Source organism: Pseudarthrobacter chlorophenolicus A6, assembly GCF_000022025.1.
In the GTDB taxonomy this organism is placed as follows: domain Bacteria; phylum Actinomycetota; class Actinomycetes; order Actinomycetales; family Micrococcaceae; genus Arthrobacter; species Arthrobacter chlorophenolicus.
This window is the reverse complement of the sequence record NC_011886.1, coordinates 1,228,317-1,252,258: the sequence shown is the minus strand read 5'-3', so window position 1 is coordinate 1,252,258 and position 23,942 is coordinate 1,228,317. Positions and strand designations below refer to the sequence as shown.

The 23,942-nt window shown below is 67.3% G+C and carries 25 protein-coding genes; 15 read left to right on the top strand and 10 right to left on the bottom strand.

Annotated elements, in window-relative coordinates:
* Window positions 1-10: 10 nt before the first annotated feature.
* Window positions 11-955 (bottom strand): DMT family transporter, encoded by a 945-nt coding sequence (locus ACHL_RS05725; protein WP_043793810.1) that lies wholly within the window; start codon window positions 953-955, stop codon window positions 11-13.
* On the opposite strand from ACHL_RS05725, the gene ACHL_RS05720 reads away from it, so the two are divergent.
* Both ACHL_RS05720 and ACHL_RS05715 read left to right on the top strand, forming a co-directional pair.
* Entirely contained in the window at window positions 954-2,360 is a 1,407-nt protein-coding gene (locus ACHL_RS05720; protein ID WP_015936353.1) for an aminotransferase-like domain-containing protein, read from the top strand. The genes ACHL_RS05725 and ACHL_RS05720 overlap by 2 nt on opposite strands.
* Window positions 2,361-2,480: 120 nt before the next feature.
* Window positions 2,481-3,260 carry a hypothetical protein gene (locus ACHL_RS05715; protein WP_015936352.1) on the top strand — a complete coding sequence of 260 codons (780 nt, stop codon included), beginning with the start codon at window positions 2,481-2,483 and terminating at the stop codon, window positions 3,258-3,260.
* On the opposite strand, the gene ACHL_RS05710 is transcribed toward ACHL_RS05715, so the two are convergent.
* The 3 genes from ACHL_RS05710 to ACHL_RS05700 all read right to left on the bottom strand — a co-directional run bounded on the left by ACHL_RS05710 (window position 3,261) and on the right by ACHL_RS05700 (window position 6,206).
* Complete coding sequence (locus ACHL_RS05710) at window positions 3,261-4,082, bottom strand: SDR family NAD(P)-dependent oxidoreductase (protein WP_015936351.1); 822 nt, start codon at window positions 4,080-4,082, stop codon at window positions 3,261-3,263.
* 129 nt (window positions 4,083-4,211) lie between these two features.
* Window positions 4,212-5,615, bottom strand: a complete 1,404-nt coding sequence (locus ACHL_RS05705) for a GntP family permease (protein ID WP_015936350.1) — start codon at window positions 5,613-5,615, stop codon at window positions 4,212-4,214.
* Window positions 5,616-5,660: 45 nt separating this feature from the next.
* Window positions 5,661-6,206: a gluconokinase gene (locus ACHL_RS05700; protein ID WP_015936349.1), complete on the bottom strand. Its 546-nt coding sequence runs from the start codon at window positions 6,204-6,206 to the stop codon at window positions 5,661-5,663.
* Window positions 6,207-6,396: 190 nt separating this feature from the next.
* Between ACHL_RS05700 and ACHL_RS05695 the strand changes: the two genes are divergently transcribed.
* Both ACHL_RS05695 and ACHL_RS24145 read left to right on the top strand, forming a co-directional pair.
* Window positions 6,397-7,131: a FadR/GntR family transcriptional regulator gene (locus tag ACHL_RS05695; RefSeq protein WP_015936348.1), complete on the top strand. Its 735-nt coding sequence runs from the start codon at window positions 6,397-6,399 to the stop codon at window positions 7,129-7,131.
* Window positions 7,132-7,135: 4 nt separating this feature from the next.
* Complete coding sequence (locus ACHL_RS24145; protein WP_015936347.1) at window positions 7,136-7,633, top strand: hypothetical protein; 498 nt, start codon at window positions 7,136-7,138, stop codon at window positions 7,631-7,633.
* A gap of 177 nt (window positions 7,634-7,810) precedes the next feature.
* On the opposite strand, the gene ACHL_RS24450 is transcribed toward ACHL_RS24145, so the two are convergent.
* Complete coding sequence (locus ACHL_RS24450) at window positions 7,811-7,972, bottom strand: hypothetical protein (protein WP_167534770.1); 162 nt, start codon at window positions 7,970-7,972, stop codon at window positions 7,811-7,813.
* Window positions 7,973-8,087: 115 nt separating this feature from the next.
* Here ACHL_RS24450 and ACHL_RS05680 point away from each other — a divergent pair, with 115 nt between their 5' ends.
* Window positions 8,088-9,890 carry an SARP family transcriptional regulator gene (locus ACHL_RS05680; RefSeq protein WP_015936346.1) on the top strand — a complete coding sequence of 601 codons (1,803 nt, stop codon included), beginning with the start codon at window positions 8,088-8,090 and terminating at the stop codon, window positions 9,888-9,890.
* 105 nt (window positions 9,891-9,995) lie between these two features.
* On the opposite strand, the gene ACHL_RS05675 is transcribed toward ACHL_RS05680, so the two are convergent.
* A complete protein-coding gene (locus ACHL_RS05675) occupies window positions 9,996-10,199 on the bottom strand; it encodes a cold-shock protein (RefSeq protein WP_015936345.1) in 204 nt (67 codons plus the stop codon).
* 346 nt (window positions 10,200-10,545) lie between these two features.
* Between ACHL_RS05675 and ACHL_RS05670 the strand changes: the two genes are divergently transcribed.
* Window positions 10,546-10,947, top strand: a complete 402-nt coding sequence (locus ACHL_RS05670) for a TfoX/Sxy family protein (protein WP_015936344.1) — start codon at window positions 10,546-10,548, stop codon at window positions 10,945-10,947.
* Window positions 10,948-11,016: 69 nt separating this feature from the next.
* Here the strand turns inward: ACHL_RS05670 and ACHL_RS05665 are convergent, their stop codons facing one another.
* A complete protein-coding gene (locus ACHL_RS05665) occupies window positions 11,017-11,718 on the bottom strand; it encodes a hypothetical protein (protein ID WP_015936343.1) in 702 nt (233 codons plus the stop codon).
* A 132-nt stretch (window positions 11,719-11,850) separates the two neighbouring features.
* Window positions 11,851-12,552, bottom strand: coding sequence for a GerMN domain-containing protein (locus ACHL_RS24655; RefSeq protein WP_015936342.1), 702 nt, complete (start codon window positions 12,550-12,552; stop codon window positions 11,851-11,853).
* Window positions 12,553-12,782: 230 nt separating this feature from the next.
* Between ACHL_RS24655 and ACHL_RS05655 the strand changes: the two genes are divergently transcribed.
* Window positions 12,783-13,649: an AraC family transcriptional regulator gene (locus tag ACHL_RS05655; protein WP_015936341.1), complete on the top strand. Its 867-nt coding sequence runs from the start codon at window positions 12,783-12,785 to the stop codon at window positions 13,647-13,649.
* A 139-nt stretch (window positions 13,650-13,788) separates the two neighbouring features.
* Window positions 13,789-15,378: an alkaline phosphatase D family protein gene (locus ACHL_RS05650; protein WP_015936340.1), complete on the top strand. Its 1,590-nt coding sequence runs from the start codon at window positions 13,789-13,791 to the stop codon at window positions 15,376-15,378.
* Between the two features lie 94 nt (window positions 15,379-15,472).
* On the opposite strand, the gene ACHL_RS05645 is transcribed toward ACHL_RS05650, so the two are convergent.
* Window positions 15,473-16,498 (bottom strand): bile acid:sodium symporter family protein, encoded by a 1,026-nt coding sequence (locus ACHL_RS05645; RefSeq protein ID WP_015936339.1) that lies wholly within the window; start codon window positions 16,496-16,498, stop codon window positions 15,473-15,475.
* A gap of 135 nt (window positions 16,499-16,633) precedes the next feature.
* Here ACHL_RS05645 and ACHL_RS05640 point away from each other — a divergent pair, with 135 nt between their 5' ends.
* The 7 genes from ACHL_RS05640 to ACHL_RS05610 all read left to right on the top strand — a co-directional run bounded on the left by ACHL_RS05640 (window position 16,634) and on the right by ACHL_RS05610 (window position 22,904).
* A complete protein-coding gene (locus ACHL_RS05640; protein WP_015936338.1) occupies window positions 16,634-17,305 on the top strand; it encodes a GntR family transcriptional regulator in 672 nt (223 codons plus the stop codon).
* The gene (locus ACHL_RS05635) at window positions 17,302-18,720 is read left to right on the top strand and encodes an amidase (RefSeq protein ID WP_015936337.1); all 1,419 of its coding nucleotides are present in this window, start codon (window positions 17,302-17,304) and stop codon (window positions 18,718-18,720) included. Before ACHL_RS05640 ends, ACHL_RS05635 begins: the two co-directional genes overlap by 4 nt.
* A gap of 172 nt (window positions 18,721-18,892) precedes the next feature.
* Window positions 18,893-19,693: a transporter substrate-binding domain-containing protein gene (locus ACHL_RS05630; RefSeq protein WP_015936336.1), complete on the top strand. Its 801-nt coding sequence runs from the start codon at window positions 18,893-18,895 to the stop codon at window positions 19,691-19,693.
* Between the two features lie 6 nt (window positions 19,694-19,699).
* The gene (locus ACHL_RS05625; RefSeq protein WP_015936335.1) at window positions 19,700-20,401 is read left to right on the top strand and encodes an amino acid ABC transporter permease; all 702 of its coding nucleotides are present in this window, start codon (window positions 19,700-19,702) and stop codon (window positions 20,399-20,401) included.
* Entirely contained in the window at window positions 20,398-21,147 is a 750-nt protein-coding gene (locus ACHL_RS05620; protein WP_015936334.1) for an amino acid ABC transporter ATP-binding protein, read from the top strand. The genes ACHL_RS05625 and ACHL_RS05620 overlap by 4 nt, the downstream gene beginning before the upstream one ends.
* Window positions 21,148-21,921 (top strand): fumarylacetoacetate hydrolase family protein, encoded by a 774-nt coding sequence (locus ACHL_RS05615; protein ID WP_015936333.1) that lies wholly within the window; start codon window positions 21,148-21,150, stop codon window positions 21,919-21,921.
* Window positions 21,918-22,904 carry a DUF4862 family protein gene (locus ACHL_RS05610; protein ID WP_015936332.1) on the top strand — a complete coding sequence of 329 codons (987 nt, stop codon included), beginning with the start codon at window positions 21,918-21,920 and terminating at the stop codon, window positions 22,902-22,904. Before ACHL_RS05615 ends, ACHL_RS05610 begins: the two co-directional genes overlap by 4 nt.
* A 173-nt stretch (window positions 22,905-23,077) precedes the next feature.
* Here ACHL_RS05610 and ACHL_RS05605 read toward each other — a convergent pair whose 3' ends face one another.
* On the bottom strand, window positions 23,078-23,932 hold the full coding sequence (locus tag ACHL_RS05605; protein ID WP_015936331.1) for a glycoside hydrolase family 25 domain-containing protein: 855 nt from the start codon (window positions 23,930-23,932) through the stop codon (window positions 23,078-23,080).
* Window positions 23,933-23,942 lie beyond the last annotated feature (10 nt).

Below are 23,942 nucleotides of genomic sequence, written 5' to 3'. Positions count from 1 at the left end.
GAGGAGCAGGTCAGGGTTTGGGTTTGAGCCGGACGCGGACGGCGGCGCCGGCACAGAGAATGACAGCGAGGCCGCCAATCGCCGTGGTCCAGGTGACCGCTTCTCCGAGCAGGAGCGCCGCCCAGCTGATGCTCAGCACAGGCTGCAGGAGCTGGATCTGGCTGACCTGCGCCATGGGTCCGATGGCAAGGCCGCGGTACCAGGCAAAGAATCCGAGGAACATGCTGACCACGGCAAGATAGGCAAACGCCGCCCACTGGACGGGCGTGGCCGACGGCGGCTGGCTGGCGAGGCTGGACACGGCCAGCGCCAGCATGGGTGGGAACGCGAGGACCAGCGCCCAGGCGATGGTCTGCCAGGACCCCAGTTCGCGGGCCAGCAGGCCGCCCTCGGCGTATCCGGCGGCGGCGCACACCACCGCGCCGAGCAGCAGGAGGTCCGCCCAGTGCAGATGGCCGATCCCGCCTGATTGCAGGAACGCGAAGGCAACGGCGGCCAGCGAGCCGAGCGCCATGACGGCCCAGAAAGCCGGCCGGGGACGCTCCCGGGTCCGCAGGATGGCGGCCGTGGCGGTGGCGGCGGGCAGGAGCGCGATCACCACGGCACCGTGCCCGGCCGGAACGGCGGTGAGCGCGTAGGACGTCAGGAACGGAAAGCCGACGACGACGCCCCCGGCCACCACCGCGAGCCGCGCCCAGGTGCGTGGTTGCGGAAGCCGCTGCCGCGTGAGTGCCAAGGCTGCGGCTGCGAGGACTCCGGCAACGGCAGCGCGGCCGGCACCGATGAACAGCGGGGACAGGCCCGCCACCGCCATCCGGGTTAGGGGGACCGTGAAGGAGAAGGCCGCGACGCCGAGGAGGCCCCACCAGATGCCGGCCGGTGTCCCGCTCGGGGCGGCCTGGCGGGGCAGTATCACTGGCTTCGTCAGAACGGTAGCGCTACTATGTTCTCTCATGAACAACGATAGCAGTTCGCGGATTGTCCTGGCACTCAAAAAGTGGATTGCCGGTGCCGCGCCGGGAGCGAAACTGCCGTCCACGCGCTCCCTGGTGGCCGAGTACCAGGCCAGCCCGGTCACGGTGCAGAAGGCGCTGCAGGCGTTGACGGCGCAGGGACTGATCGAAAGCCGTCCCGGAGTGGGAACCTTCGTGCGGGCCGTCCGGACGGCGCGCCCCGCGGACTACGGCTGGCAAACCGCGGCGCTGGGGTCGCCGTCGGCCGCGCTGCCGTCGTCGTCCACCATGCGCACGGTGCCCAATGACGCCATCTGGTTCCACTCGGGCTACCCGGACCGTGAACTGCTGCCGGAACGCCTGGTGCGTGCGGCTCTGGCCCGGGCAGCGCGCGGTGACGCGGCACTGTCGCGCCCGCCGGCGGCCGGGATGCCGGAGCTGCAGCACTGGTTTGCCCAGGAGCTGGGGTCGGCGACGCCGGTGGGCATCACTCCTCCGACGCCGAGTGACGTGATCGTGCTGCCGGGAAGCCAGAGCGGACTGAGCTCCATCTTCCGGGCGCTGGTGGGGGCCGGGCAGCCGCTGCTGATGGAGTCGCCCACCTACTGGGGCGCCATTTTGGCCGCCGCACAGACGGGCGTCCGGGTGGTGCCGGTGCCCAGCGGGCCGGACGGCCCGGACCCGGTGGAGCTGGCCCGGGCGTTCGAGGAGACCGGCGCGCGGGCGTTCTACGCCCAGCCCAACTACGCCAACCCCAGCGGCGCCCAGTGGGCACCCGGGCGCGGCGGCGAGGTCCTGGAGGTGGCGCGCGCGCACGGGGCGTTCGTCATCGAGGACGACTGGGCCCATGATTTCGGCATCACCTCAACGCCGGTGCCGCTGGCCACGCAGGACGATTCCGGGCACGTCATCTACATCAGGTCGCTGACCAAGAGCGTATCCACGTCTGTGCGGATTGCCGCCGTTGTTGCCCGGGGTCCGGCCCGGGAGCGGATCCTGGCGCACCGGGCGGCGGAATCGATGTACGTCAGCGGGCTGCTGCAGGCCGCGGCCCTGGATGTGGTGACGCAGCCTGGGTGGCAAACCCACCTGCGGAGCCTCCGCCAGCAGCTGCAGTCCCGCAGGGACCTGCTGGTGACGAGCATCCGGGAACACGTGCCGGATGCGCATATCGAGCTGCTGCCCAAAGGCGGCCTGAACCTCTGGCTGCGGATGCCCGACGGCACGGACCTGCCCCGGCTCACCCGGGACTGCGAGGACAACGGGGTGATCATCGCGGCCGGCACCGAATGGTTCCCGGCCGAACCTGCCGGCCCGTTCGTCCGGCTCAACTACTCCGGCCCCAACCCGGCGGCCTACCCGCAGGGTGCCCGCCTGATCGGCGAGGCACTGGCGCGGCAATTCTGAGCCAAGAGGCAGGATTCCCCAAGGAATTGATCAAGGTTGGCCCAGGGCCAGCTTTCCTACCTGCGCCGTGGCTACGCTGGCCGTGCACTTCGCATCCGGCACACGTCAATGGGGGCACAAATGAATACACGGAAGCACTCTCACCGGTCGTGCGCCGCAGACCCGAAAGCCGAGACGGGTCCCGGCCACAGCGCCCGGAGGCATGGCCACAAGAACGGTGTTGCGGCCGCGGCCGCCATTGTGCTCCTACTGACCGGCTGCGGCGGATCCCCCGCCTCACTCAGCGCGGCGACGGCAGACGAACCCACCAGCACGGCTAAGGCCTCGCCCACACCCAGCGCCACGCCCATCTCCGGAACTGCGTGTGCGAGCGTAGACAGCCAGAAGTCCGCCGGCGGCTCCACATATATCTGTACGAAGGACGAGTCCGGTGCCGTCGTGTGGCTTGAGGCCTCCCAGTCGCGGACTGTGAAGGAGAAACTGGCGGCCGCTGCTGCGGCCAGGGCTGCCGCAGACAAGGCAGCAGCGGACAAAGCCGCGGCAGACAAAGCAGCATCCGATAAGGCAGCAGCGGACAAAGCGGCAGCCGATGCTGCCGCGCAGGAAGCGGCGCGCCAAGCCGCGGAAGCCAAGGCCGCACAAGACGCCGCCGCAGCACAGGCTGCGGCCGAAGCCGCTGCAAGGGCAGCAGCAGCGCCAGCACCTAAAGCCGTTCCCGCCGCTCCTGCGGCCGGAACCGGTTGTGATCCGAACTATTCAGGATGCGTGCCTATCGCCTCGGACGTCGACTGCGCCGGCGGAAGCGGCAACGGTCCCGCCTACGTACGGGGGCCGGTACAGGTTATCGGCAGCGATATTTACGGTCTGGACCGTGACGGCGACGGTTTCGGATGCGAGTAGTTAGGCGGGCTTGACCAGCTCTTCGCTCTTGTCCCACAGCTCGCGGGCCAGGACGGCGTCGTAGGCCTGCTTGTTGGCCTTGGCCAAGGCACGCTTCGCGTAGTACGCACCTGAGATCCAGTCCGTGCCGGCGGTGCCGTTGATGAGCCACAGCATGGTGTCGGCGCCCTGGTCCGGGGTGAGCATGAAGCGGTTCAGGATGGTCTTGTACGCGTGCCGCCACGGACTCGCCGACTCCGCCGCGAAGTTGGTGCGGACCACGCCGGGGTGGAACGCCGCCGTCGTAATCCCGCGCTCGTGGAAGCGGCGGTGCAGCTCGGACGTGAAGAGGATGTTGGCGAGTTTGCCGGTGCCGTAGGCGCGGTTGACGGAGTAGCTGTGCTCGGCGGTGAGGTCGAAGAGGTCCAGCTTGCCGAAGCCGTTGGCCGCGCTGGAGGTGTTGATGACCTTGGCGTTGCTGGCTGCCAAGGTATCCATCAGCAGGGTGGTGAGCAGGAACGGCGCCAGGTGGTTGATCTGGAACGTTGCTTCGTTGCCGTCCACCGTCAGGGTGCGCTTGCCCATGATGCCGCCGGCGTTGTTGACCAGGACGTCGATGCGCGGGTAGTCGGACTTCAGCTGCGCCGCGAGCGTACGGACCTGCGCGAGGTCGGCAAAGTCGGTGACGAAGTAGTCGGCGTCGATCTCCTTGGCCAGGGCCCGGGTCTTCTCGGCGGAACGCCCCACGACGACCACTTTTTCGCCCGCCTTTGCCAGGGTCCGGGCGGCTGCTGCGCCGATGCCGTCGCTGGCGCCGGTGATCACGATGGTGCGTTGGGTCAAGGGGTGTCCTTTGCTCGGAGCGGCTGCGCCCTCATCTTGGTGGATCGAACGGGCGCACATAGGGGGAACAACGACGGCGGGGCGGCAGGTGTTCCCACCCGCCGCCCCGCCGCTACTTAATTGGGGACGCTATCCCGCCAGCCCGGCCACCAGGAAGATGACCGCGGCGATGCCGAAGCCCATGACACCGATCAGGGTTTCCATCACGGTCCAGGTCTTGAGAGTGGTCTTGACGTCCATGCCGAAGAAGCGGCCCACCAGCCAGAAGCCGGAGTCGTTCACGTGTGAGACCACCACGGAACCGGCGGCAACGGCGATGACCATGGCGGCCACCTGCATGCCGTTCAGTCCGCCGGCTGCAACGGCGGGGGCGATCAGGCCCGCTGTGGTGGTGAGTGCCACGGTGGCCGAACCCTGCGCGATGCGGAGGATGGCGGAGATCAGGAACCCGGCCAGGATCAGCGGAATGCCGAGCCCGCCCAGGACGTCGGCCAGGGCCTTGCCGATGCCGGAGGTGCGCAGGACGCCGCCGAACATGCCGCCGGCGCCGGTGATCAGGATGACCGAGCAGACCGGGCCGAGCGAGGACTCCAGCAGCTTCTCCAGGGCGCCGGAGTCCTTGCCGCGCTTGGCGCCCAGGACGAAGAGGGCCACAAGGACGGCGATCAGCAGGGCTACCGGCGTCTCGCCGAGGGTGCGCAGGATCTGGAACCACTGCTGGTCCTTGGTGCCCTCGGCCAGCACGCCCGAGGAGGCCAGCGTGTTCAGGCCGGTGTTGACGAAGATGAGGACCAGCGGAAGGAGCAGCAAGCCGATGATGGTGCGGAAGCGCGGCGGGTGGGACTCGGCTTCGGCCGAGGCGTGGCCCAGGATTTCCGGAACCGGCAGGACCAGCTTCTTACCGGTGTACAGACCGTACAGGTAGGTGGTGACGTACCAGGTGGGGATGGCGACGACGAGCCCGGCGATGGTCACCAGGCCGATGTTCGCGTCGAAGAATGCAGCAGCGGAGACCGGGCCCGGGTGCGGGGGCAGGAAGATGTGCATGACGGAGAACGCACCGGCGGCGGGCAGGCCATAGCGGAGCACGCCGCCGCCCAGGCGGTGGGCCACGGCGAAGACCACGGGCAGCATGACCACCAGGCCGGCGTCGAAAAAGATGGGGAAGCCGAAGATCAGGGAAGCGAGGCCCAGCGCGAACGGGGCCCGCTTTTCGCCGAAGATGCCGATCAGGTAGTCGGCCAGGACCTTGGCGCCGCCGCTGGTTTCGACGAGGCGGCCCAGCATGGCCCCGAGGCCCACCAGAAGCGCTACCGTCCCCAGCGTGGTGCCGAACCCGTTGATCAGGACGGGCACCACCTGGTTGGCGGGGATGCCGGTGGCAAAGGCGGTGGCCAGGCTGACCAGGATCAGGGCGATCAGGGCATGCACGCGCAGCTTGATGATCAGGAACAGCAGGGCGAGGATCGCGGCTGCGGCGATGAGCAGCAGGGGGCCTGCTCCCAGCGTCTGGGTCCATCCTTCGATGGTCATGGTTCTCCTTTGAAACAGTACTTCTAATTGGGGATTCGGGGGTGCTTAGGAAGCGCGGGGCGCCTGGTCCGCGTCAAGGCCAAGGGCCTGCACGACGGCGGCGACCAGCTCCTCCGGTGAGCGTGAGATGTCGAGGCGGAGGCTGCCGGCGTCGAGCTCTTCCTGGCTCAGCGGTTCCAGCGTAGCCAGCTGGCTGGGCAGCAATGTTGGCGGCATGAAGTGGCCTTCGCGGCCCTGCATGCGCTGCCCGATTAGGTCTGCGCCGCCGTCGAGGTGCAGGAAGACCACGCGCCCCCCGGCTTCGGACAGGAGCCGGCGGTAGCTCTGCTTCAGGGCGGAGCAGGTGAGGACGGTGCTCAGGCCGTCCCGGGATTTGGCTGTCATCCAGTCACGTATTTCGCCAAGCCAAGGCCAGCGATCGTCGTCTTGGAGGGGGATGCCCTGGCTCATCTTGTCGATGTTGGCGGCCGGGTGGAACTCGTCCGCTTCGGCGCAGGCCCAGCCCAGCCGGTCAGCGAGGGCGGCGGCGAGGGTGGATTTGCCGGACCCGGCAACGCCCATGACCACCAGGTGCGTGGGGGGATACTGCATGTTTGTACCTCCGGAGAAGACGTCGTTGGCTTTCGAAGAAGCTTCCTGCGGTGCCCGGTTTGCGTGGGCTACGCCATAAGGTATCACCTTTCAAAGCTATAAATACTATCTTTCCGTGTCACAAGTCATACCTTTGGGCTCTTCGCCGGTATTCTTGAGATGCGCTGCGGCGCAGAGAGAGGCGGAAAGCATGTCAACGGCGACAGTTGAAGAGACGGATGACGCGCACGACGGCGGCGCGTCCGGCGCGATGCACGAGCGCGTTTTGGAGGCGGTTGGCGTAGCCGTGGCGTCCGGCCAGCTTCCGCCGGGCAGCCGGCTCACCCTGGAGGGGCTGCAGCAGGAGTACAGGATCTCGCGGACCGTTGCCCGGGACACCATGAAGGTCCTGGAGTCCATGAACCTGGTGTATTCGCGCCGGCGGGTGGGCATCGTGGTGCAGGAGCGTGAGCACTGGAATGTTTTCGATCCCAAGCTGGTGCGGTGGCGCCTCGCTTCCGATCGCCGGGAGGTCCAGTACAGCAGCCTGACCGAGCTGCGCATCGCCGTCGAACCCATCGCCGCAGCCGGAGCAGCGCGGCGGGCCAGTGCCGATGAACGCGCCCAGCTCCTGGCCCTTGCCCGCGACCTCCGGCGGCTGGGCGAGGCCGGGGACCTGCAGAACTTCCTGGCGGCGGACATCGAATTCCACCAGCTCCTGCTGCGCAGCTGCGGCAACGAAATGTTCCGGGCACTCGAAGGCATGGTGGCAGAGGTCCTGACCAGCCGCACCCAGCAGGGGCTCATGCCGTTCAAGCCGCGCAACGAGGCCCTGCAGGCGCATGAGGATGTGGCCGCTGCCGTAGCGGGCGGGGACACCGGTGCCGCCGAGCAGGCCATGCACCACATCCTGGACGAGGTCCGCGAGGCCATGGGGCTACGCTGAATCCATGAAAAAGGGTTGGGGGATCCTGGGAACACTTGCCGCGGCCATGCCGGGGTTACTCCCGCTGACCGGCTGCACACCGTACGCCTGTACGGCCATCGGGTGGACCAATTCCTTGACCGTGACTGTCGGGGGAAACCCGGCCGCTGTCAGCGAGGTCCGGCTGTGCGACGAAAAGGACCGGTGTTCCCGGCCTGCTCCCACCCCGGCCGATCCCCTGCCCCTGCGGAGCGTGGTCCCCACGTTCGATCCGACTACTGGAACACCCGAGCCCGCGCCGGAGTCTGAGCCCTATCCGCTGTTCACTGTCACCAGGGAGGGCGACACCTGGAATTTCATGATGGGGATGAACGCTCCGCCGAGGGCAACCATCAGCGCCCTCACCGCGGACGGAACGGTGTTGGCCTCGCAGAACGTGGAGCTGACGTGGACCCGGGTAGGCGGGTCGGAGCAGTGCGGCGGCCCGATGAGCACGCCGCCCCTCCAATTGCGGGTCCCCTGACTCCGGAGCTTTCGCATGACCGGCCCGGGACCGCATGACCGTTGTTGGCCGGCACCGGTTATGCGGGTAAGGGCCGGTCATCCGGCGGGGGCGGCCTGTGTGCCCGTGGCAGGGCGGCGGGGCCCGGCAACCAAGCCGGGCCCCGCCGTCGTACGTCCTGTGCCTGTGCCCTATGACCTACATCCGGAAGGATGCGTACGGCTCGCTGGGAAGGTTCCCTGCCGACCATGGTGATCCCGAGCGGATGTCCGGGGTGTGTCCACGGCCGTCAGCCAGGATGGTGCAGATGGTTGCGATGAGGACCCAAAGAACAAAAAGCAGGAGGCCGAGCAGTTCCATGGTGGTGCTTTCTGGTGAGTGTGCGGTTGGGGCGATTTCAGTGTGTTCTGCGGGCGTGTGAGCAACCGTGTGACGGCCGCTGACGCTGGCTTTGCCGCGGCGTACCATGAGCCCTATGGCCGAGAACTGGATTCGGCTCCTCGGTCCGCCCGCGATCGAGTCCCCCGGCACCACTCCCCCGCAGCCCCGGGGCCGCAAGGCCTGGGCGCTGCTGGCCTACCTCGCACTGCAGGACGACGGCACCGGCCGGTCCCGCACCGCTTCCCTGCTGTTTCCTGACGCCGCGGACCCGCTGGGGGCGTTGCGCTGGAACCTGTCGGAGCTGCGCCGGGCCCTGGCCGGCGTTACCGTGGCCGGCGATCCGCTGCGGCTGGACCTGATGCCGCCGTGGCGCTGCGATGCGCTGGAAGCCATGGACCCTGCCACCGGTCCGGGCACCGACCCGCGCCGCTTCACCGGGCAGTTGCTGGAGGGGTTGGCCTTCGCCGACTCTCCGGTTTTTGATTCCTGGCTGGCGGACCAGCGTTACCGCCTGGACAACGTGGTCCAATCGTTGCTCTATGAGGCCGCCCTGGCGGCGCTGGCATCGGGTGCCGCCGGCGAGGCCGCGGAGCTGGCAACCCTGGCCCTGGAGCGGAACCCCTTCCATGCAGACTGCAACGCCGTCCTGGTCAAGGCCCTCATCGCGGCGGGCGAGTACCGCAAGGCCCGCGCGCACGCCGTCCAGTGCGGCAACCTGTACCGGCAAGAAATGGGGCTGCCGCTGCCGGCGGAGGTCCGCCGTGCGTTGTTCGACGCGGATCCGGAGCCCGATCCGGGCACGCCTGCCACTGCGGCGACCGTGCGGTCCTACCTGGATGCGGGAGGGGCATCGCTGTGGGCCGGCTCCGTAGACCGCGGGCTGGAGCAGCTGCGGCTTGCCGTCAGCCTGGCGCAACACACGGGCAACAGCCATTTGGTGGCCGAGTCGCTGGTGACACTGGCCGGGGCGTTGATCCACCAGGCCGGCGGCCGCGGTGCCGAGGTGGCGGACCTCCTGCACCGGGCGCTTCAGGCGGAAGGGCCCGACGGCGCCTCCCGGACCGCCGCTGCGGCGTACCGCGAGCTGGGCTACCTGTCCGTGCAGCGGGGTGTTCCGGATCGTGCCGCCGGGTGGCTGGACAAAGCGATGCAGGCGGCGGACGGCTTTTCCGATGAACGGGCACGGATCCTGGCCATCCAGGGCATGCTTGCCTCGGACACGGCCCGCTACGACGCGGCAGTGACTGCGCTGACCGAGTCCGGGCAACTGGCTTCCGGCGTCGGCAACCGCCGCCAACAGGCGTTCAGCGCGGCCCTGTTGGGACGGGTGCACCTGCTCCGGGGCGAACTGGACCTGGCCGGCGCCGTCCTGGACCGGGCGCTCGCCTTGATAGCGGAGGAACACTGGACGGCGTTCGAGCCGTTCGTTGCGGGGGTGCGCGGCGAAACCTACCTGGCAGCCGGGCAGATGGAGGAAGCGGCGGCGTTCATCGACAGGTCCTGGGTGATGGCGGAGCTGGCCGGCGACCACTGTTACATGGCGCTTGCTGCCGGAGCCGAAGCGCGGTTGTTCGCCCGGCACGGCGACCTCGCAGCAGCGGAACACTGGATTGACCGCGGCCTCGAGCCGAAGCCCTGGTACCTGTGGTACTCGGCCAGGCTGCTGGACACTGCAGCGGAGGTGGCCATCAGCATCAAGTCACCGCGGGCGGCCGGCTTCGTGGAACGGCTGGGTGAGCTGGCAAGCCGCAGCGGGATGCGGGAGTTCGTGGTGCGCGGCCAGTCCCACCGCGCCTTGCTCGGGGACGAAGCCGCAGCGGAAGCCGTCCCCTGGCTGGCCAAGGAAATCGACAACCCTGCGCTGACGGCTTTCCTGGCCGAGCGGCACCCGCGGTGATGCTGCCGAAGCCTGACGTGGCACACCCGGGTTAAACGCAAGCAGGGCCTGCCCGGAGGCAAGCCCTGCTTGTAAGAAACCTAACGGTCCCGAAACTCTAGGAAATTAGAGAGCCTGGATGTTGGTAGCCTGGGGACCCTTGGGGCCCTGCTCGGTGTCGAAGGAAACCTTCTGGTTCTCTTCGAGGGAGCGGAAGCCGGAGGAGTTGATCGCGGAGTAGTGCGCGAAAACGTCCTGCGAGGAGTCGTCCGGGGAGATGAAGCCGAAGCCCTTTTCAGCGTTAAACCATTTGACGGTACCAGTAGCCATTATTTTTGTCCTTCGTGAAGGTGGAGGGAACGTCCCGACTTTCGGGCCCTCCGGCGTGGGGTGTTCAAAAACCGCTACTTCAGAAGAACACGGACTTTCGACCGCGCGTACTGCCTGAACTACCAACTGCATAAACACAACAACATGTACCACACTACAGGAGTTTCCGGCGCAGCCGAACCAAAGCCCCGGCGTCCCCTGCCTCCAATGAACTCCCGCGCGGCATCACCGGAGGGCCCAGCCGGTGGACGACGGAACACCCCAGCAATCACCCTCGACGAGGCTGGGGAACGGGCATATCCTGCATCCAGATCGAGCCCCCAAGCGTTCCCCGGAGATGACACCCATGGAGATGCCCAAAGCGTCCGAACAGGACAAAGAGCGGTTCCGGCGCGTGGTGCCGGACCATCCGGACGTGGTGGTGAAGCCGATGTTCGGGAACCTGGGAGCGTTCATCAACGGCAACATGTTCGCGGGCCTGTTCGGGTCCACCATCGGCGTGAAACTCTCCGACGCGGACAGGAACGTGCTCGAGTCCTCTGAACGGACGGTGCCGTTCGGACCCGCGGAACGGCCGATGGGCGGATACACCGGACTGCCGGAGGTCTGGAACGAGGAGGGCGACGGCGACGATACCCGCGCCCGGGCGTGGGCCGAAAAGGCTCTTGAGTACATCGCCACGCTTCCGCCCAAGGAACCGAAGGCCCGGACGCCAAAAGCGCGCACGCCGCGGGCAGCCGCGAAATAGCCGCGAACTCCCCCGCTGGCTAATCATTGGCGTCGTGTTCCGCCTAGCTGAATGTGGTCAGCGGACCGCTCAGCCTGGGCCGTGGACCTTGCGGTGCTTGCCGCTCCGGGCAAGGAACGCATACACCACCAGCGCCACCCCGGCAGCAATCATCACCGCTGGCACGGCAAAATCCAGCGGTATCAGGACCGCCGCAGCCTGCAGGGCCATGATCACACCGAGTACTGCAAGGACACCCGCGGGGATGAGCGGCCACTTCAGGTGGCCGTCGCGTAGGGTTCCGGGCCGGCCGTCATCCGGAATGCGGACCGGGATCAGCGCAAGCACCACGAACGTCGCGGCCAGGCCCAGGAACAGGACCGCGGCGATGGGCAGGCCCTGGAGCGCCGGCGGCAGGGCCACAATCACGCCAAGCGTCAGCATCACTCCGGCCGGGATGATGGCCCACCAGTTGTCCGGGACGCGGACGTAGACGGCGGCGAAGCCGGCACCCATGAAGAGGAACAGGAAGCCCGCAGACGCGCCGCTGCCGGTGAGTTCGGCGGACGTGACCACCGCCGCAAGGCCAAGGAAGACGGAACCGGGGATGGCCGCCCACCAGTGCTCCCGGCGTCGGACGAAGACGGACAGGAACAGGACACCGGCGGCAGCAAACACCAGTGGCGCAACGATCGCCCCGCTGTCGAGGACCCCCACCCGGTCCAGCATCAGCAGGACACCCAGCATCATCAGGACAATGCCGGCGATGATGCTCGCGTTGGCCGATTTCACCGTATGCCTCCCCGGGTCCGGAACGCGGCGGAGGGGCCGCTTCCGCCTTCAGGCTAGGACCGGGCAGAGGCCGGCAGGTAGGGCCCAAAGCCCCGGCGCACGGTGGTTGAGCCTGTCGAAACCCCAGGCTGCCTACTTCAGGCTCAGAACCTCGTCGAGGGGGCGGCCGTTGACGAACACCTGCGCGCTGGTGGCCCCGGAGGCGGCCATCGCCGTGTACTCCAGCTGGGCCTTGACCCTCGGAATGTCGCACACACCCCCCAGCATGAACTGCCCGGTCAGCCAGATGGTGATGGTGCTGCCTGTCAGTTCACCGGCCACATACGTCAGGTTCGACTGGTACAGCGCGTTGACCAGTCCGGACAGGCCTAGGTCGCGGCTCTTGTTGGCCAGCAGCGCTTCGACGCTGGGCCTCACCTGGTCCGTGAAGGTCACCGGCCCGGTGGTGGTGGCCACCAGGCTGTCACCACAGCCGATCAGCGGCCCGGACATCCCGTTGTCGCCGACGGCCACGTAGTACACGGTCAGCGGTCCCGTTTGTTCCGGCAGCCCGGTGGGTTGCGGTTCTTCCGTCGCAGGCTGGCTGGCGGGAGCGGACGACGGCGGCGCGGCGGCGCTGGTGGTGGGCGCGGCTGAGGTGCTGGACGGCGTAGTCGTGGTGGGCGCGGTGGTGGGCGTCGCCGTCGTGCTTGGACCGGCCGCACCGGAGGCGCTCGCAGTAGGCGCAGCTGAGCTCGTCGTTGGAGCGGGTGCGGGCTGGCCGATGCAACCGGTGAGGACGATCAGGCCGCTGAGCCCGATCACGCTGAGTCCCAAACGCCCGGGCCTGGTCATGATGCCCCCTCGAATGCGGGCCCGCGGGATGCGGGACCCACCCTCAAGCTACGCCGGAGGGTTACTCCAGAACAGGGACTAAAGTCCGGCGGCGGGATACCTGCCGTAGGGGCGGCCCTACTGCGCATCGCGCCTTTTTTCTGCGTCCAAACCAAGCCGACCGAAGAGGTCCGGAATAGTTGGGTGCAGGCTGCGCCGATCCCGCAGGCTTGTTGCAGAAGGAGGACGCTGTGATTGCAGTTCTGAACCGGGTCATCGATTCCATCGAGGAGCACCTCACCGAAGAGATCGAGGTCGCCAACCTGGCCGGCGGGCTGGGCACCACGGAGTACCACGTCCGCCGGATGTTCTCGTCGCTGGCCGGCATGCCGCTGTCCGAATACATCCGGCGGCGGCGCATGACCGTGGCTGCGGCTGATGTGATAGGCGACGGCGACCTGCTGGGAACGGCGGTGCGCTTCGGCTATGGCTCCACGGAAGCATTCGGCCGGGCCTTCCGGGCGGTGCACGGCATCAGCCCCGCCGACGCGCGCCGGAACGGCGGCCCCCTTCGCACCCAACCACAGCTCAGGTTCCGCCTGACCATCGAAGGAAACACCACCATGGATACCCGCATCGCAGATCGCCCTGCCTTCAGGCTCGTGGGCCACGCCGCACGCGTGCCGCTCATCCATCAGGGCCCCAACCCGCACATTCAGGCGCACATCGCTTCGCTGCCCGCGGCCGAGCACGCCCGCCTGAAAGCGCTGTGCAACACCGAACCGGCTGGGCTGCTGCAGGTGAGTGCCGACGTCGACCCCGACTATGCCGAGGGCAGTGACCTCACATACCTGCACGGCGTGGCCGTCAGCGAGGGGACGCCGGTGCCCGAGGACCTCGACGCGATAGAGGTCCCGGCCGGCGCCTGGGCGGTATTCCGCACCAGCGGCGCCTACCCGGCGGCGCTCCAGAGCACGTGGGCGGCGACCGCGGCCCACTGGTTCCCGTCCAACCCCTGGCGGCTGAGGCCCGGCCCGTCGGTGGTGGCCATCCTGGACCGCGCCGACGATTTCAGCACCGCCACCACTGAGTTGTGGCTGCCGGTGGAGCGCGCGTGACGTAGCGGCGGGCGCCGGGCCGGCGCGCAGGCGGCGGGCCCTGGCCCCAGGCCGGGATTAACAGCTCTTGTCATGCAGTTAACCGTTCATTCACACCACCCTCACAGCCTGTCCAACCGGCCTCCGTACGGTCGGTGGCATGGACAACATCTCCCGCAGAACCCTCATCTCCGCCGGCCTGGGCGCAGGCATCGTCGCCGCCCTGCCGAGTGCCGCCGTCGCGGTTTCCACCGCTGACGACGCCGGCCTCCGCACCTACCCGTTCACCCTCGGCATCGCGTCCGGCGAGCCGTGGCCGGACGGCTTCGTGCTGTGGACGCGGCTCGCGCTGAACCCCGTGGCCGACGACGGCCTGGGCGGCATGCCCGCCCGCAACGTTGCGGTGCAGTGGGAAGTGGCGGAGGACGAAGGCATGCGCCGGGTAGTAGCCCGCGGCGTCGAGCACGCCCGGATTGAAACCGCACACTCGGTGCACGTGGAACTGCGTGGCCTGCGTCCGGGACACGAATACTTCTACCGGTTCCGCACGGGCCGCCACGTCAGTCCGGTGGGCCGCACCCTCACCACCCCGGCCCCGCACGAAACGCCTGCTGCCCTGGCCATGGCGTTTGCCAGCTGCGCCCAGTACGAGCACGGCTACTTCACCGCGTACCGGCGCCTGGCCGAGGACCACCCGGACCTGGTGCTGCACCTGGGCGATTACCTTTACGAGTACAAGAAGGGCAGCTACGTGATCGGCGGCGGCAACCCGCGCGACCACGAAGGCCCGGAGACCGTGGCACTGGAGACCTACCGGCAGCGCCACGCGCAGTACAAGGCCGACGCCGACCTGCAGGCCGCGCATGCCATCGCACCGTGGGCAGTGGTGTGGGATGACCACGAAGTGGACAACAACTGGGCCGATGAGGTGCCGGAGAACAGCGACGCCGGACAGCTCAACGACACCACCGAGCACTTCCGCCACCGCAGGGCCGCCGCGTTCCAGGCGTACTACGAGAACATGCCGCTGCGGCCGTCCTCGCTTCCGGCGGGCCCGGACATGAAGATCTACCGCCGGATCCAGTGGGGCCAGCTGGCCAACTTCCACATGATGGACACCCGGCAGTACCGCGACGACCAGCTCGCCGGCGACGGCTGGAAGAAGAACGTGGCCGAGCGCCTTGCCGAGGACCGGACCATCACCGGCGCCGAGCAGGAGAAGTGGCTGCTGGACGGGTTCAAGGACTCCACCCAGCGCTGGGACATCCTGGGCCAGCAGGTCTTCTTCGCCGAGCGGGACCGGGCCCAGGCACTCGACGTGGACGACGTCTCCATGGACGGCTGGGACGGCTACGTATCCTCCCGCCGCCGCATCACCCAGGGCTGGGTGGACGCTAACGTCCGCAACGCTGTGGTCCTCACTGGAGATGTGCACCGCAACTGGGCCAACGACGTCAAGGTGGACTACAAGGACCCGGCATCCCCCGTGGTGGGTTCCGAGCTGGTGTGCACGTCCATCACCTCCACGGGCAACGGCACCGGCTCCACCATCGATCCCACCATGGCATGGAACCCGCACCTGAAGTTCTACAACGACAACCGCGGCTACGTGAACACCCGCATCACCAAGGACGCGATGACCGCGGACTTCCGGGTGCTGGACCACGTCACGACGCCGGGCGCCCCGGTGTCCACGAAGGCCTCCTTCGAGATCCGCGACGGCGTCCCAGGTCTTCAGGCGCGGAGCTGACCTTTCCGCCTGACGCGTTTGCGTGACTTTTGAGCCTCCGGACCGGCTGGCACCCCGAATTTGTGCGGGTTCCTGCTCCGGTTCCAGGGATAAGTCACGCAAACGCGTCGAGCGGGGCTTTGGTATCAGCCTGTTCGGCCCGTTTGGCCAACCGGCGGGCGATGGCCGCGCATACGATCAGTTGCATGGCGTGGTACATGATGACCGGCAGGATCACCACACCGGCAAGTGGCCCCTGGAACAGGATGGCCGAGAGCGGCAGCCCGCTGGCGAGGCTCTTCTGTGAGCCGCAGAAGAGGACTGCGGTGGCATCAGCACGTTCGAAGCCCAACCTGCGCGCAGTCAATGATGTCGCGGAGAGCACCAGTGCCAACAGCCCTGCGCAGATCCCCGCCGTCATAGCCAGCTGGGCAAACGGAATCTGCTGCCACAGACCGCCGGCTACGGCCGCCCCGAAGGCTCCATACACCACCATGAGGATAGCGCTGCGGTCTACCACCTTCAGCGGCTTCGCCCGGCGGACGGTCCACCGCGCCAACGGCCTATGAAGCAGCTGCCCCGCCACGAACGGCGCAAAGATCTGCAGCGCTATCTTGAGCACCGCGTCCGCATGCAGGCCGCCAAAGGAACCCAGTATCAAGGCAGCCAGCAGGGGTGTGGCCACCACCCCCAGGAGGTTGGAGATCGAGGCCGCACACACGGCCAACGCAGTATTCCCCCCGGCGATGCCGGTAAAGGTGGTGGCGGTCTGCACCGCCGTCGGCAGCATGGTCAGAAAAAGCAGTCCTGCAACGAGCTCGCGCGAAAGAAACCAGGAAGAACCGGCAGCCACGCCGAGTCCGAGCAGCGGAAAGGCGGCAAAGGAAAACGCGACAATGACCAGGTGCGGCCGCCAGGCCTTCACTCCCTGGAGCGCAGCCGACGGCGGTAGCCTCAACCCGCTGATGAAGAATTGCAGGCCTACGGCGATCCCCGCAGCTGTGGAAAGCACCGGGCCCGCCCAGCCGCGGGGCGGCCACAGCGCGGCCACGGCAAGAGTGGCCAGAAGCAGCACCACAAAGGGATCAACCCATCCGAACCTTCGGCGCGCCGAACCGGAACGTGCCCGCATTTTTCCCATCGAACATCCATCCTTACGTCGGCAGCAAGGACAAGAATACTGTAGACAGTTTTACGAAGCGGCTCCCTGTGTAAACCCTGCGTAAACTCATCCCGGGACACACGGGCGGAAAAATGTAGACAGTAGTCTTGGAGCATGATCCAGCAAGAGAGCCTCGTTTCACTGGCCGCCAGGGAGATCCGAAAACTGATTGTCAGTGGCGAACTGGCGCCCGGCGGCAAGCTGAACGAACCTCCCCTCGCTGAAAAGCTGGGCATCTCCCGCCCTCCGCTGCGTGAGGCATTGCGGACCCTTGAGAGCGAGGGCCTTCTAGAGCAGTCGCCGAGGCGCGGTTACCGCGTGGTGTCCATGACGGACACCGACATTGACGAGATCTACTCGCTCCGGCGCGCGCTGGAGATGTTCGCCCTGGACCGCCTGCTGGCCCGGAAGGACCCTGGCGCATACTCATCGCTCGACCCGATCATGAAGGCCATGCGGGCAGCAGCAAGGCGCGGCGACCGGCCCGCGGTGGTCCAGGCCAACATCGATTTCCATACCGCACTGGTTGATGCCGCCGGCCACCGCAGGCTCAGCGACACCTACCGCTCCCTCATGGTGCAGATGCAGGTTTCCATGGCGGCCAATGTCCTGAACGAGGAACGGTCCAAGGGCGACCTGACCAAGGGCTGCGACCGGCACGCCGAGCTCTTGGAGTGCCTCCGCTCCGGGGACGCAGACCGCATCCGGCGCGAATTCGAGGAGCACGGCGAGCGCGACTACCTCGCCCGGCAGGGCACTGTTACCAAGAAGGCGGCCGGGGAATGAACGGCTCACTGCTTGCACAACTGAACTCCGGATTCGCGGACGCCACGGCAATCGCCGAGGCCGTCCGCACCGGCAGGACATCCGCCGCCACCGTCCTTGCCGAAGCCCGTGCCCGTGCCGGCTCCGCGAAGGGCAAGGACCTCAACGCCTTCATCAGCGAGGACTGGGACAGCGCCGAACGCGCCGCCGCAGCCCTCGATGCCCGCCGGGCCGCGGGCGGGACACTGGGCGCGCTGGCCGGAATCCCGTTCAGCGTCAAGGACGTGATTGCGGTGGCAGGGCTTCCCGTCACGGCCGCCAGCAAGGCGTTCGCCACCACCATGGCAAACACCACCGCGCCCGCGGTGCAGCGGCTCCTGGATGCTGACGCCATCCTGGTGGGCAAGACCAATTGCCCCGAATTCGCCTTCGGCATGACCTGCGAGAGCCCGCTGCTGGGCAGGACAGGAAATCCGCGCTATCCGGACGCCACACCCGGCGGATCCAGCGGCGGCGAGGCCGCCTCGGTTGCGGCAGGCATCTCCGCGCTGGGCGTAGGAACGGACTTCGGCGGGTCACTGAGGTGGCCCGCGCAGTGCGTGGGCATTGCCGCCCTGCGGCCCGGAATCGGCGCGCTCCCCGGGGAGGGGCAGGTACCAGGTCTTGACGGCAACTTCGGGGACGACGGCGTGCTCCCGGCGGTGAGCCCCGGCATGCAGGGAACCTTCCAGACGGTGGGCCCGCTGGCCCGTTCCGTCCGTGACCTCAGGGCTGCGTACACCGTGATGGCCGGTGCGCCTGCGGAGTCATTGCCCACGCTGCGGGAGCCCACCAGGGTTGCGTGGAGCGATGGCCGGGCGTTCGGCCCGGTCCGCAAAGAGGTCACCGAGGTCATGGTGCGGCTGGCCGCTGCCATCGCCGCGGCGGGCCATACGGCCACGGAACAGCCGGATCTTTTCGCCGATTGCCTGCCCACCTACAATCGGCTGCGCGAACTGGATCCCATGGTGGACCATGCCGCCGCGGTTACCGGCAGGGAGGATGCCATTACCGGCGCCAACCTGCAGACCATCAAAAATTCGCTGGCAGCTTCGCCCGGGGAAACCGCCCGGGCACGCCTGGCTGCGGACGCGGCCCGTGCCGGCGCCATCAGGCAGCTCGAGCCCGTTGACATCGCTCTGCTTCCCGTGGCCGGCGGTCCCGCCGCCCGGGTGGACGGCACGCTGGAGGTGGACGGCGAGCAGCTGCAGGGATGGGAAATCATGGGTCCGTGCCGGGCGGTGACGCTCACGGGATGCCCCGTGGTGTCGCTTCCGGTGGGGCTTTCCGACGAGGGCCTTCCCCTGTCGGTGCAGGTGGTGGCCCCTCCGGGCGGGGAACTGGCTGCCCTCGCGTTTGCGGAGCTCCTGGAGCAATTGACCGCAGACCCTGGCTGAAACCGATGCCGCAATGGGCCCGCCCTAAAGCCCCGGCCTCGTAAAACTGTCTACAGAATTCATAATTAACGTTCCGGAAATGAAGCAGGCGATTCCCGGACACACGGAACCCATAGCGTCATCCGTGTCAGCACATCACTGGCATATGGATCACCGAAAGTGGGAAGCCCGCATGTTTTCACGCACCAGCAAAGCCGCCGTAGTAGCCGCCCTGGCAGCGCTAACCCTCGCTGCCAGTGGCTGCGCAGCAACCAGCAGCGCATCCGCTGAGTCCGCGCCAAAGGAAAAGTTCACCATCGCCACGAGCGGCACCTTCCGGCCCATCACCTTCTCCGAAGCCGGCAAGCTCACAGGCTTCGACATTGAAGTGGGCACCCTTATTGCGGAGAAGCTCGGCATGGAACCGGAATTTGTGGAGGGCCAGCTGACCGGGCTGCTCCCGGGCCTGAACAGTGGCAAGTTCGACGCCGTCATGTCCGGTTTGACCATGACGGATGCGCGCAAGCAGTCCATCACTTTCTCCACGCCCTACCTGGCGGACGGAGCCGTGGCGGTGGTGAAAAAGGACAACACGAAGGTTGAGCAGCTCAGCAAGCTGGACGGCCTGGTGGTGGGAGCCATCGGAGGTTCCGGAACGGAATCGGATGTCAAGGGCATCGGTGGGTTTACCGAACTGAAGGCCTACCCCGGCGCCCCCGAAGGTTTCGCAGACGTAGCCGCCGGCAGGATCGAGGTCTTCGCAACCGGCAGGATCGCCGCAGAGAACTTCATGAAGAACTCCCCACTGGCGTCTGAACTGAAAATTGTGGGCGATGTCTACGGCACCAAGCCCGCCGGCGTCGGACTCCCGAAGGACGACACCGAAATGAAGCCCAAGGTGGACAAGATCATCGAGGAACTCAAGGCCGATGGCACCCTCGAAGAACTGAACCAGAAGTGGTTCGGATTCACGGTCGAGATCCCCTCCGCCTGATCCACCATGAACACCTATGAGCCCGGCTCTGTAGCAGCCGAATACTTCCCGATCTTCCTGGCCGGGGCGCTGACCACGCTGGGAATCGTTGCCGCAGCGATCGTCTGCGCTACCGTCCTTGGCTACGTCATCGCCACTCTGAGGCTCTCCCGGGTCCGCGCCCTGCGGATCTTTGCAGCCGCCTACGTTTGGTTCTTCCGCGGCCTGCCGCTCATGCTCTCCCTGTTCTTCTTCTATTACACGAAGCCGTTCGGGCTGACCATGGACGCGTTCACGGCGGGGCTGATCGCCATGAGCCTCAACTCGGCGTCGTTCTTTTCCGAGATCATCAGGGCCGGGCTCAAATCGGTAAACGCGGGCCACCTGGAGGCGGCGGACTCAGTGGGCATGAACCCGCTGCAAAAATTCGTCCGGGTCACGGCGCCGGAAGGCATCCGGCTCATGACTCCGCCGTACATCAACAACTGCATCATCATGCTGAAGGAGTCGGCACAGATCTCCGTGATCACCGTGCCGGACCTGATGCTGCAGGGCCAGAAGGCATACAACTCCACCTACAACGTCATGGAAACCCTGGGCGTCGTGGCGGCTATGTACCTGGTCATGACCAGCCTTCTGATGGTCCTGCAACTCGTCATCGAAAAGAAAATGGGCCGCAAGATGGGCACCACCAAGCAACTCCGTGAGGCTGTAGGGAGCATGGCATGATCGGCATCACCGGATTGACCAAGAGCTACAACTCCCGCCAGGTCCTGAAAGACGTGGACCTGCGGATCCTGCCCGGCGAGGTGGTGGCCATTATCGGCCCCAGCGGAGCAGGGAAAAGCACCCTGCTGCGGTGCATCAACATGCTGGAGGTGCCGGACGCCGGCCGGATCCACGTGGACGGCCGGCAGGTGTTCTATACCCCCAACGGGCGCGGCAAGCTGGGCGTGCTGGACCAGTTCCGGCTGACCTGGCTCCGGCGGGAGATCGCCATGGTGTTCCAGCAGTTCAACCTCTGGCCGCACCGCACGGTTCTGGACAACCTCGTGGAGGGCCCGGTGATCGCCAAAGGGCAGAAACGGACCGACGCCGTTCCGCGGGCTATGGAGAAGCTGCGGTCCGTGGGCTTGGAGGACAAGGCGGACGCCTATCCGGCGGACCTGTCCGGCGGGCAGCAGCAGCGGGTGGCTATTTGCCGGGCGCTGATGATGGACCCCAAGGCCATCCTGTTCGATGAGCCCACATCCGCCCTGGACCCGGAGCTGGTGAATGAGGTGCTGGACATCATGGCCAGACTGGCTAAGACCGGCATGACCATGGTGATCGTGACCCATGAGATGAAGTTCGCCCGCGAGGTCGCCGACCGCGTGATATTCATGGAGCACGGAGGCATTGTGGCGGAAGGGCCGCCGGACGAAGTGTTCCAGCACCCCCGCCTGCGCGTGTACGCCTCACACCTGAGCCACTGAATGGCCCGGCACCCCCTGGTCCGGGCCGAGCCGGGTCCGGACCTGCGTCCGTCCCTGACCTGCGCCCTGTTGCCGGGCGTCCGGATACCCGGGCAGCTGATCGGCATTGGCGAGAATTACTGGCCGGCGCCTGATCCGGAAGTCCTTTCCTCCCCCGGGCCCGCCGGAGGCACAGCCCCGGACCGGCGGGCACCGGGACGCATCCCCCTGGTCTTCGGCAAGTTCGCGGGCAGCCTGGCCGCGGACGGTGCCCCGATCATCCTCAACCCGGCACTGGCCGGTCAGGTGGTCTGCGAAGGCGAGCTCGCCGTCGTCATTGGCAGCCTCCTCAAAGACGCGGGAAGCGCCGCGGAGGCACTGCGGGCGGTGGCGGGGGTGACGGTGGCCAACGATGTGTCGGCCCGGGATCTCCAGGCTGCGGATGTGCAGTCCACGCGGGGGAAAAGCCTGGACACGTTCTGCCCCCTCGGCCCTGACCTGGTGACGCTGGAGGAGATTCCGGACCTGCAGTCACTCCGCATCAGGACCAGGGTGAATGGCGAACTGGTCCAGGACTCGTCCACGGCAAGCATGGTCTTCAGCGTGGGGGAACTCCTCATGTTCTGTTCCCGCTTCATGACCCTTTACCCCGGCGATGTGATCCTCACCGGCACCCCATGGGCCGCCGAGGAGTCCGTCCTGGAGCTCAGTCCGGGTGACATCGTCTCGGTGGAAATTGCGGGCGTGGGAAAACTGTCGAACCCCGTCACGTCCGCAGCGGCGGCCCGGGTGTGAGCGGCAGTGCGGGCCTGATCCTGAGCAGCTACGCGGCAGCGCCCGCCCTGGACGGATGGAACCCCGAGGCTGAGGCGGCTCTCCTGCACGCGGCAGCCAGGCTGCCCGGCGTTTCCGGGCTTGAGATTCCGTTCTACCCCACGGGCCAGTTGCATAAGTACGACGGCGACTGGTTCCTTGAGCAGGTACGGCACCTTCCCGACCACCTGGCGTTTGTGGTGACCACAATTCCGGACACGATGTCCCGGCTGGATGGCTCAGCCGACTTCGGGCTGGCGTCCCTGACCGCGGCCGGGAGGCAGGCCGCCGTGGCGCGTGCCGCCGCAGCCGCAGGGGCGGTCCGGACGCTTAACGCTGCACTGGGCCGCCAGGCGGTCCTTGCGGTGCATTTGTACAGCGCGCCGCGCCCTGTTTCCCACGGTGTGCCTGCCGGCAGCGCGGGCACGGGCCCGCTGGCTGCCTCGCTGGAGCAGCTCGCGGCGGTCGGCTGGGACGGTGCGCGGCCCGTGCTGGAGCACTGTGACGCGGCAAAACCTGGCCAAACTCCGGTCAAGGGCTTCATAACGCTGGAGGAGGAACTGGAGGCAGTCACCACCTCCGGAACGGGAACGGGAGTGGCGGTCAATTGGGGCCGCTCAGCCATTGAAGGCCGCAACGGAAGTGCCGCAGACCGCCATATCGGGGAGTGCCTGGACTCGGAGCTGCTGGCCGGGGTTGTCCTGTCCGGGTGCGCCCCGGTAGCCACCCGCTTCGGCGAAGCGTGGGATGACTGCCATGTGCCGCCTGCACCCGTTGAGCCGGCGTCGTTGCTGACTCCCGCGGCGATCCGGTCGGTGAGCGCTGCGCTGGAGTCCACACCCGGTGGCCCGAACAGCGAGGTTTACCGCGGGCTGAAGGTGTCCGCGCCACGGGGGTCGTCAGTGGCTCGAAGGGTAGGGCTGCTGTCTGATTCGATCGATGTTGTTCGGGCTGCCGGTTTCTGACGGCCGGGGACGTGCTTTCGCAATTCACCGTCCGGCCGCGTCCCCTGCGCTCCCCGCGGGTTGGCCGCAGCCCGAAGAATTCCCGTGGCGGGGTCGCGTTCCACCGAGGACAGCCGGCCGAGGCCCTTACTTGGGCAACGTTGACGACGGCGGTGCCGGCCCGCGGAGAGCGCCTACCTGCAGGCGTAGTCGTAGTCGAGCCCGGCTGAAACGTATTGGGTCACCTTGACCGGGCTGCCGGGGGTCAGGCCAGGCAGGGAGCAGTTCGATTGGGCGCCCCGCAGGGTCTTGGCACCTGCCAGCCAGCTCGGCAGGCCGGCGAGTGGGCTGGCTGACGGCACCGTCCCGGCGATCGTGCCCCACTGGCTGCCCGTGGAGTAGATCCCGACGCCGGCCGGTTTGCCGTCGGCGTCCTTCTTGCCGGCGGTGATGCCCTTGAAGTACGTGGCCATGCCTTCGAGCGTGGCGCGGTTCAGGGCCGTGGCGTTCGAGGTGCCGGTCTGCCAGCTGTTGCCGGTCTCCACGTCCAGCCACCAGAAGTAGGTGCCGGGGTTGCTGATGCCCCTGATGGTGGCGTCGTCATAGGCCTTGGCGTAGCCGTACATGTAGGAGCAGGGCAGATCCACCGGGCCTGCTGCCCCACCGCCGGAACCACAGGTTCCGTAGGGGTTGGAGACTGTGACATTGGCGTAGGTATTGGACGATGGCCACCAGGAGCCCTCGTGCCCCGGGTTGGCGGTGTTGACATACAAGGCGACTTTTGGCTGGGCAGTACCCCCGGTTGCTTTGCCCGCCGCCCAGGCGAGCTGGTCAGCGAGGCAGGGATTCGTGTTGTTGGCCAGCCCTCCGGTCACGCCGACGATTCCAAAGGCCGTGGCAGCCGGAAGGGTCTTGCCGCATTGGGGCCAGGACACGTCGTTGCCTACCGGGTCCGTCCCTCCTGACGGTGGAGCGGCCGCCACCGGGCCCATTCCCGCGGCAAACAGCCCCAGGAGGAGCAGGAACACACCTGTCATCTTCATTTTCATAGGGGCCATC